The following is a 2,786-nucleotide window of genomic DNA, read 5'->3' as shown; positions in this document are numbered from 1 at the left end:
GCCAAAAGGTGGAGGTATGCCAGGTCGTGAATTGCTACGCCAGATTAATAGGGATTTTGGTAGCTTTGAAGTTTTTAAAAGGCATTTCAGTGAAGCTGCAAATAAGGTTGAAGGAGTAGGTTGGGCCATTTTAGTTTGGTCACCGAGAGCCGGTCGCTTAGAAATCCTGCAAGCCGAACGTCACCAATTTATGACTCAATGGGATACGATTCCTTTACTAGTTCTAGATGTTTGGGAACATGCTTATTATCTTCAATATAAAAATGTTCGTGCAGACTATGTTAAAAATTGGTGGAATATTGTTAATTGGGATGAAGTGGAACATCGATTTAATGAAGCATCAAAACTGAAATGGAAGCAGTATTAACCTATAAATTCCCCTGCTGACCATGTGATGGTCAGTTTTTTTGTGTTATTAGTTGGACATGTTTTGCATACACTTTTACAAAACGGCAAAAGGGACGGGGATCGAATGACATTTTTTCGCAGTAGATTACTTACACTTATCATCATTGTTATGGTTCTCATAGGCTTCCTTCCTCAAAAAGCGAGTGCGCTTTCTGTTAGTGCAAAAGGTGCAATCTTAATAGAGCAAGAGTCTGGTAGAATTTTGTATGAAAAAAATGCCCATCAACGAATGAGAATTGCTAGTATAACAAAAATCATGACGGCTATTATTGCCATTGAATCAGGGAAACTGGACGACATGGTAAAAGTGAGTAATAAAGCAGTGCGTGCAGAAGGATCTTCCTTATACCTACAGCCAAATGAGCAAATAAAGCTTGAGGATTTAGTGTATGGATTAATGTTACGCTCAGGTAATGATGGGGCAGTTGCGATCGCTGAACATGTAGGCGGTAGTCTAGAAGGCTTTGTTTTTTTGATGAATCAAAAGGCTGAAGAAATCGGTATGCAAAATACAGAATTTGCAAATCCACATGGATTGGATGATCATGAAAACCATTTTTCATCTGCCTATGACATGGCAATTCTAACCCGATATGCAATGATGAACGAAAAATATAGGGAAATAGCTGGTACAAAGGTGCATCGTGCTCCAAATCCGACTGAAAAATGGGACCGTGTCTGGAGAAATAAAAATAAGCTGCTTACGAAGCTATATCCATATAGTACTGGGGGAAAAACAGGATATACAAAGCGAGCAAAACGCACCTTAGTCTCAACGGCATCGAAGGATGGAATGGATTTAATTGCAGTCACGATTAATGCTTCTGACGACTGGAATGATCATATGAATATGTTTAACGGTGCATTTGAAACATATGATTTAGTGAAAGTTGTCAAGGAAGGTGACATACAAACAGAGAACAATTTTTACAAAGGAAAAGTGTTTGTCGATCATGATTTTATGTATCCACTAACGGACGAAGAGAAAAATGAGATAAAACTCAATGTTGATTTGCTTGAACCTGATAATAAAGAGTGGCGTAAACCAGAAAATGTCCCTGATATTGTGGGTACTCTTACGATTAATCTCGGTGATGAGACAATCGAAGAAATGCCGATCTATTTTGATAATGGCAATGTAGACAGACCAAAGGAAACATTCTGGGAAACGCTGAAAAGTATGTTTTTAGTAATTTTAGGGGTTAGATGACGATGGTAAATATCATATGGGTAGCAATGACAATTATCGGGATTATCTTTGCAATCGTAAATGGAACGATAAATGAAGTAAATGAAGCAATCTTTAAGGGGGCTTCTGAGGCTGTCACCATCTGTATAGGGTTAATATCTGTGCTTGTTTTCTGGTTAGGATTGATGAGAATTGCACAAGAAGCGGGCTTATTAGAAAAACTGTCAAAATTATTTCGCCCGCTAGTGAGTCGCCTATTTCCAGAGGTACCAGTCGACCATCCAGCAATGGGGTATATGCTTTCAAACATGATTGCTAATATGTTTGGGCTTGGAAATGCTGCAACACCAATGGGAATCAAAGCGATGGAGCAGCTAAGAGATTTAAATGGTGGAAAAACATCTGCAAGCCGCTCGATGGTTACTTTTCTAGCCATAAATACCGCAAGTGTGACCCTTGTTCCAACTACAGTAATTGCAATTAGGATGACCTATGACTCTACTAATCCAACTGAAATTGTAGGACCAACTCTTATCGTAACCATCATTTCGGCAATTGGTGCCGTATTAATTGACCGGTATTTTTATTATCGAAGAGTGAAAAGAGGTGTCATTGAAAAATGAATATCATTAGCACACTGTCACTCTGGCTAATACCTGTAATCATAGGATTTGTACTTTTATATGGAACTGCAAAACGAGTTCCAACATATGAGGTATTTGTAGAAGGTGGAAAGGAAGGAATTAAAATTGCCTTCTCAATCATGCCATTTTTAATAGGAATGTTAGTTGCGATTTCCATATTTAGGGCATCCGGCGCGATGGAATTCTTAATCAATCTAATCCGCCCAGCACTGGAATTCGTTGGGTTCCCCGCAGAAATTGTGCCATTAGCATTAATAAGAACGATGTCCGGTACAGCAGCCTTAGGAATGACTTCTGATCTTATTGCTACATATGGTCCAGATTCTTTTATTGGTAGACTTGCATCAATTATGCAAGGAAGCACAGACACTACCCTTTATGTAATAACAGTTTATTTCGGAGCAGTCGGAATTAAAAAAATGGGTGATGCCCTAAAGGTCGGTCTATTAGCTGATATATTTGGGATAATTGTAAGTATCGTAGTAGTTACTTTCATATTCGGTTCATAAAACACGCAAAAATAGCGTGTTTTCTTTTTTTGTTTT

4 protein-coding genes are annotated in these 2,786 nt (G+C 38.4%); all 4 read left to right on the top strand.

What is annotated here, in order from left to right:
- Positions 1 to 367 (top strand): superoxide dismutase (locus V7147_RS21270; RefSeq protein WP_335369810.1); only part of this gene is annotated, 367 nt, incomplete at its 5' end.
- Positions 368 to 472: 105 nt separating this feature from the next.
- Positions 473 to 1,618: a D-alanyl-D-alanine carboxypeptidase family protein gene (locus tag V7147_RS21265; protein WP_335369809.1), complete on the top strand. Its 1,146-nt coding sequence runs from the start codon at positions 473 to 475 to the stop codon at positions 1,616 to 1,618.
- Between the two features lie 2 nt (positions 1,619 to 1,620).
- On the top strand, positions 1,621 to 2,220 hold the full coding sequence (locus tag V7147_RS21260; protein WP_335369808.1) for a nucleoside recognition domain-containing protein: 600 nt from the start codon (positions 1,621 to 1,623) through the stop codon (positions 2,218 to 2,220).
- Positions 2,217 to 2,750 carry a spore maturation protein gene (locus tag V7147_RS21255; RefSeq protein WP_335369807.1) on the top strand — a complete coding sequence of 178 codons (534 nt, stop codon included), beginning with the start codon at positions 2,217 to 2,219 and terminating at the stop codon, positions 2,748 to 2,750. The genes V7147_RS21260 and V7147_RS21255 overlap by 4 nt, the downstream gene beginning before the upstream one ends.
- Positions 2,751 to 2,786 lie beyond the last annotated feature (36 nt).

The organism is Bacillus sp. JJ1521 (genome assembly GCF_036965165.1).
GTDB lineage: Bacteria > Bacillota > Bacilli > Bacillales > Bacillaceae_L > Ferdinandcohnia.
The sequence above is the reverse complement of the archived record's forward strand: the minus strand, read 5'-3'. Positions and strand labels throughout refer to the sequence as shown.

Excerpts from the sequence above, each read along its gene's own strand:
- V7147_RS21265 (WP_335369809.1), top strand. The coding sequence starts at position 473 with ATGACATTTTTTCGCAGTAGATTACTTACACTTATCATCATTGTTATG.
- V7147_RS21260 (WP_335369808.1), top strand. The coding sequence starts at position 1,621 with ATGGTAAATATCATATGGGTAGCAATGACAATTATCGGGATTATCTTT.
- V7147_RS21255 (WP_335369807.1), top strand. The coding sequence starts at position 2,217 with ATGAATATCATTAGCACACTGTCACTCTGGCTAATACCTGTAATCATA.